At 30.8% G+C, this 6194-nt stretch carries 7 protein-coding genes; 4 read left to right on the plus strand and 3 right to left on the minus strand.

The features are described 5' to 3' along the window. Positions 1-21: 21 nt before the first annotated feature. The 3 genes from B5E87_RS06640 to B5E87_RS06650 are packed head-to-tail and all read right to left on the minus strand — an operon-like array spanning position 22 to position 2466. Positions 22-1053 carry a Gfo/Idh/MocA family oxidoreductase gene (locus B5E87_RS06640; protein ID WP_087244147.1) on the minus strand — a complete coding sequence of 344 codons (1032 nt, stop codon included), beginning with the start codon at positions 1051-1053 and terminating at the stop codon, positions 22-24. Continuing rightward, the gene (locus tag B5E87_RS06645) at positions 1040-2023 is read right to left on the minus strand and encodes a Gfo/Idh/MocA family protein (RefSeq protein WP_087244148.1); all 984 of its coding nucleotides are present in this window, start codon (positions 2021-2023) and stop codon (positions 1040-1042) included. Before B5E87_RS06645 ends, B5E87_RS06640 begins: the two co-directional genes overlap by 14 nt. Next, positions 2020-2466 carry a heme-binding protein gene (locus B5E87_RS06650; RefSeq protein WP_087244149.1) on the minus strand — a complete coding sequence of 149 codons (447 nt, stop codon included), beginning with the start codon at positions 2464-2466 and terminating at the stop codon, positions 2020-2022. Before B5E87_RS06650 ends, B5E87_RS06645 begins: the two co-directional genes overlap by 4 nt. A gap of 199 nt (positions 2467-2665) precedes the next feature. On the opposite strand from B5E87_RS06650, the gene B5E87_RS06655 reads away from it, so the two are divergent. From B5E87_RS06655 to B5E87_RS06670, 4 genes are read left to right on the plus strand one after another with little or no spacing between them, the layout of a single operon-like run. After that, positions 2666-2938 (plus strand): hypothetical protein, encoded by a 273-nt coding sequence (locus B5E87_RS06655; protein ID WP_087244150.1) that lies wholly within the window; start codon positions 2666-2668, stop codon positions 2936-2938. Continuing rightward, positions 2939-4048, plus strand: a complete 1110-nt coding sequence (locus tag B5E87_RS06660; RefSeq protein WP_087244151.1) for a tetratricopeptide repeat protein — start codon at positions 2939-2941, stop codon at positions 4046-4048. It begins immediately after the preceding gene. Next, on the plus strand, positions 4035-4775 hold the full coding sequence (locus tag B5E87_RS06665; RefSeq protein ID WP_087244152.1) for a TrmH family RNA methyltransferase: 741 nt from the start codon (positions 4035-4037) through the stop codon (positions 4773-4775). Before B5E87_RS06660 ends, B5E87_RS06665 begins: the two co-directional genes overlap by 14 nt. Beyond that, complete coding sequence (locus tag B5E87_RS06670; protein ID WP_087244153.1) at positions 4768-5937, plus strand: MalY/PatB family protein; 1170 nt, start codon at positions 4768-4770, stop codon at positions 5935-5937. The genes B5E87_RS06665 and B5E87_RS06670 overlap by 8 nt, the downstream gene beginning before the upstream one ends. Positions 5938-6194: the final 257 nt, after the last annotated feature.

Consider the following 6194-nt stretch of genomic DNA (forward strand, 5'->3'; position numbering starts at 1 on the left):
TTTCACAATAGGAAATCTCTTTTATTTTAAATTTTGAACTCCTTTTTCTAACATTTCCATTTGTAAAAGAGTTTGTTCATGTGTAATGATTTGCGGTTTTCCATTGACTATACAATCATAGATACCATCATAAACTCTCACATAATCACCATCAACACTAGGAACTTTTTCTTCGTGATATTGACCTTGATTATCTACATATGTTAATACACCATAATGTGCAGGAGTATCCTTTCCAAAATCTTCATGATCAGGCATATAGAATAATTTCAGATGTTCTTCCTGACGATCTTTTGTTTGTTTGACAAACATTCCTTTTTTTCCATAAACAATAAAACTTGGTCTTTCTTTGATTCTAAAATAACTTGATTTGACAGAAACTTTTAAAGTCCCATAATAAAGATCTAAATCAAAATAATCATTCATTCTTCCTTCACCAAGCAATTGTCTGACATCATAATGAACATGATCAGGTCGACCAAAATAAGAAATCACTTGATCTAAAGTATGACATCCATGACCATATAAGTAAGAATGGGCCGGATCAAAGTGATCAACATTTTCTGGAACTTCAGGACGATAATAATCAAAATGCATTTCTAATTCTAATAAATCACCTAATTTTCCACTTTCAATGATTTTTTGAACAGTTAAAAAATCGCTATCATAACGTCTATTTTGATATGCTGAACAATATAATCCTTTTTGATTCGCTAAATCAAAGATTTCTTTTGCCTGCTTTGAATTTTCCATAAATGGTTTTTCTACTAAACAGTGTTTACCTGCTTCTAGTACCATTTTGGCATAATTATAATGAAAATGATGTGTTGTACATACAACAATCATATCAATATCAGGATCTTGTAATAATGCATTGACATCTTCACAATATTCTACACCATCAATGGCCTTCCATATATCATGACGAACATGAATATCAAAAATCTTTTTAATCATAAATTTGTTCTGTCTTTGTAAAACAAATGGAATATGGTAACGATTGGCACTTTTTCCGTTTCCAATATAACCTAATACTAATTTATTGTTGATCATTGTCAAAAATAACTCCTTCCTGTTGTCTACCTTTTTCCATAACTTGAGCAACCTGTAAACTTAATTCTATCATGGCTTGTGCTTTTTCAAAATCTTTTTCATTAATGATTCTGATAAATTCTTCAAATTCATAGTATAAACGATGCTGATCTTGAGGGAATTCATATTTTGTCTGATGTCCTTTATTATCAATGAATGTATATTCAGTCATCTGATTCATAGGTTTATCAATCACAATAACGCCCTGATCTCCCTGAAGAGTTGAAGTAATAGGTGCTTTACAGTCTTTAGCTCCAATAGAAATCGCTTTTAAATGAGGATACTCTAAAACCATAATACCGCTTGTATCAATACCTTTTTCAATATTAGCAAAGTAATGCTGACTTTCAGGCTGCCCCATTAACCCTATAATAGCATGTAAATTATAAACATTTAAATCCATTAAAGCTCCACCAGCTTTATGATAATCAAAAGCAGGTAAAATACGACCTTCTTTAAAAGCGTCATAACGTGATGAATATTGACTGTAATTGAAGTTTAAGATTTTGATTTGTCCTAATTTGGATAAATGTGTTTTTAAAGACTGATAGGCTGGTAAATAATGGATATTCATAGCTTCTAAAATGATGATATGATGTTCATGACTTAAATCAATTAAATCCTGTAATTCATGCGCATTGGCACAAATTGGTTTTTCGATAATCACATGTTTTCCTTTTAATATCGCTTTTTTCGCAAAACCATAATGCAAATGATTAGGCAATGCTATATAGACTGTATCAATATCACTGTCTAATAATTGATCATAGTCATAAAAGATTTGATCTAAGTGATACTTTTGACATAATTCTTCAGCTTCTTGTTGAGTTTGTGCAGTTGCCAGTAAATATGTTTTTTCAATATCGAACTTTGAGTAAGTTGTCATTAAATCTTTGACAATCATTCCGGTTCCTAAAATTCCTAATTTCATGATTGCTCCTTCTTTCTTTTTAATTTTTGTAGACAATGGACGATGATTTGATGATCTTGATCATGTTCTAATCCTGAAACAATACAACATCCTATTCTTTGATTTTGGACCATTAATGGAAAACCACCACCACATATCGCAAACTGGGAATCTTGGAGATAATGATCATATTGATGCGTTTGTTCATTCTGTGTCCAGATATAATATGAGGAATGACCAAATGTTTCAACTGTTTTTTGTTTGCGATTCAGCCATTCATCACCTGTTTTTCCATTCATCAGGTATTGAAAAACAATATTATGATGCAAAACAATACGGATACGAATGTTTTTGAGATGATCTTGTTTGACTTTTTCAACAAGCATCTGTCCTAAAATATAGGCATCTTCATGATCGAAAGACTGAAAAGATATGTCCTTTTCTAATTGTAATAAATCATCCATATTTTCACCTCAATGAAATTATCTCATAAAATCTAAAAAAGGGAAATTATTTATAGAATTTTGAAAATAAAGTTCATGATTTATATGGATAATGAAAAAAAGTTGAACTTTTTTATCAAAATGATGAAAATCAAAAAAGGGCTTTATTTTTTTAAGAAATCAAGTAGAATAATGTTAAGAGTGATGAAAGGAGAAGTTTATGGGATTATTTAAAAAGAAAAAAACGGTCATTGATTATGATGCCATGTTTAAAGAACAATATAAGTCTATTAATCAAATCACACAACAGGCTCATAATGAATTGGATTATGTGATTAAAGAATCTTTATATGAAGTGATTGTAGAAAAATATAATGAATTGATTGATTTTATTGATCAGGGTGCTCATTTTGATAAAGCACATTTTGAAGCATTGAGAGACAATGCGAAAAAAGAATTACAATCAATTCATCAGATTAATCAAAGTGAATAAATGAATATTCAGATTATTGAAAAGGTTATAGATGTCTTTAATCGCTATGGAGATGGATTAAGGTTTCAGATTGAACGTTTTGAGGAAGTCTTAAATGATGAAGCACCAGATATGATGGATGAATGTTATGTGGTTGTTTTAGGAATGAAAATGGGTGTTTTTGAAGCTATTATATTTGATGAGGATTTTGAAATCTCTCGATATGTTCGCTATTTATGTGAATTTGCTTCATTAAGTGAAGAAGAAGCTTTATTTATGGTGAGTGTATTTTCTCAAGTGATTGATGAAATAGGTTATTATTTTGAAATACCTGATGTTGAAGAATTTTTAAAAACAGCTTATCAACAAAATAATGATTCACATCTCTATGTTCTGGCAAGAACTTATTTTTTAGGTTTTGGAATCAAACAGGATTATGAGAAAGCTTTTGAAATCTTTTCTTATTTATATCAGCGTGGATATCATGAATGTTGTTATTATATCGGTTATATGTATGAACATGGATATGGTGTTGAACAGGATATTGCACAGGCATTCAATTACTACAAACAAAATGTTGACAGCTTATCAGCTTTAAGGTTGGGGCTGTTTTATATGTATGGACGCTATGTGACTCAAGATGATCAAAAAGCAATCCAGTATTTATCACAATGTCAACAAAAAGAAGCATATCTTTATAAAGGAATTTTATTAGAAAAACAGAGAGAATATTCTGAAGCTTTTCAATCTTATTTATTAGGAGCAAAGCATTTTCAAAAAGAGTGTATGTATAAGGTTGGACTGTTATTGAAGTTAGGTATAGGTGTGGATTTGGATTTAAAAGAAGCCATGCATTATTTTATATATGGATATTATCTGTTGCAGGAAGATTGTGCCTATGAACTGGCTATGATTTACTTTGATGGTATTGTTGTGGATAAAAATCAAAAGAAAGCATTAGATTATTTACATCAGTCAGCACGATTAAATAGTTATGATGCTTGCTTATTGTTAAGCCAATTATATGAACTTGGACGTTATGTAGAAAAGAATCATCGCTTTGCTTTGTCTTATTATCAGCAGGCACAAATTATCAGGAAGGAAAAAGAAGGGGAATATGAAATTATATAAAAAAGGAAATGATCAGTCTTATACTTTAGGTGTTTTTCCAACGATTGAACTGTTAAAGCATAGACCACAGGATGTCGTCAGAGTGGTTGTTCATTCATCCATTCATCAAAATAGGGGATATCCTATGATTCAAGAATTATGCCAACAATATCATATTCCGATTGATGTACATGATCGTACGATTGAAAAATTAAGTCCTAAAAATAATTGTTATGCGATTGGCGTTTTTAAAATCTATACATCCCCCTTACAACAGGCTCATCATGTTGTTTTGGAACATCCCATGGATATGGGAAATATGGGAACAATTATGCGTACAATGTTAGGATTTGGATATAAAAATTTAGCTATTATTAAACCAGCTGTTGATATTTTTGATCCTAAAGTCATTAGAGCGTCAATGGGAGCTATCTTTCATTTGAATGTTGCTTACTATGACTCATTTGAAGAATATTATCATGCATTTTCTGATCATGAATTCTATCCTTTTATGTTGAAAGGGGCTAAAAATATTCATCAGGTTCATTCTCATCAATGTCATAGTTTGGTTTTTGGTAATGAAAGTCATGGTTTGGATGATACATATTTAAATTATGGTCAAAGTGTTTTTATTCCTCATCATGAGGAAATTGATTCATTAAATTTGTCAATGGCATTAGGAATAGCATTATTTCATTTTTCAAAAGCAGAATTTGAAGGAAAAGAGGTATTAAGAGAAGATGTATGATTTTGATAAAGTGATTGAAAGAAAAGGAACAAACAGTGTGAAATATGATGGTGAAAAAATGCAAGATTCACATATGATTCCAATGTGGGTAGCAGATATGGACTTTGAAACTCTTCCAGAAGTCAAAGAAGCTTTGGTTAAGCGTGCCAGTCATGGCGTTTTTGGATATGCTACACCAACTGAAAGTTATTATCAGTCTATCATTAACTGGATGAAGACACGCCATCATTTTGATATTCAAAAAGAATGGATTGTCACAACTTCAGGTGTTGTAGGTGCTTTAAAATTAGCGGTAAGAGCCTATACACAAAAAGGTGATGCCATTATGGTAATGAAACCTGTTTATTATCCTTTTGATGCATCTATCCATTTAAATGAAAGAACGGTTGTAGAATGCCCACTTGTATTTCAGGATGATCATTATGAATGTGATTTTGAAGTGTTTGAAAAACAGATTGTTGATCATGATGTCAAGATGTTTATCTTATGTAATCCACATAATCCCATTGGTAAAGTCTGGACACGTGATGAATTGTATCAGATAGGTAAAATCTGTCAGAAACATCATGTTTATGTGATTAGTGATGAAATTCATATGGACTTTATTTATGAGGAAAATGAACATGTTCCTTTCTATAATGTAGATCCATCATTTGGTGAATTCAGCATTATCTGTACAGCGCCATCTAAAACATTTAACTTAGCGGCTCTACAGACATCTAATATTATTATTAAAAATGAAGATCTACGTGAAAAATTTCAAAAAGAAAAAAATGCTTCAGGTATGAGTGATCCTAATATTTTTGGATTAGAAGCCTGTGAAGCAGCTTATACATATGGAGCTCAGTGGGTTGATGAATTGGTAGATTATTTATCTGGAAATATAGCTTATATGAAAGAATTCTTTGCTGAAAGACTACCAGAAATTAAGGTGATTGATCCACAGGGATTGTATCTTGTCTGGGTAGATATGCGAAGCTTAGGTATGAATAAAGATGAATTAGAAACATTTATGTTGGAAAAAGCACATTTATGGCTGGATGAAGGTTATATTTTTGGAACAGGTGGAGAAGGATTTGAAAGATTTAATGTCGCTTGTCCACGTTCAACATTAAAACAAGCTTTAGAACAATTAGAAAAAGCAATAAAAGAAAATATATAATTTTAAATAAGGTCACATGAAAAGTCACATGATGATCTTATTTTTTTATTTTGACAGTAAAAAGTAGACTTTTTAATTCATTTTATCTTCTCATAATTTTATTAAAAATCGGTAATCTAAAATAACACGGGGTTGTGGGGTTTTGGATTATAAGAAATTGTGGGAAGGCTGTTCTTCCCACAATTTTAAAACTGTATAGGAGAATCATGATCTGATGATGGGTCATGGTTCTTTTTTTCTGCTTTTTCTATCAGTTT

The sequence above is a fragment of the Massilimicrobiota sp. An142 genome, assembly GCF_002160725.1.
GTDB lineage: Bacteria > Bacillota_I > Bacilli_A > Erysipelotrichales > Coprobacillaceae > Allocoprobacillus > Allocoprobacillus merdigallinarum.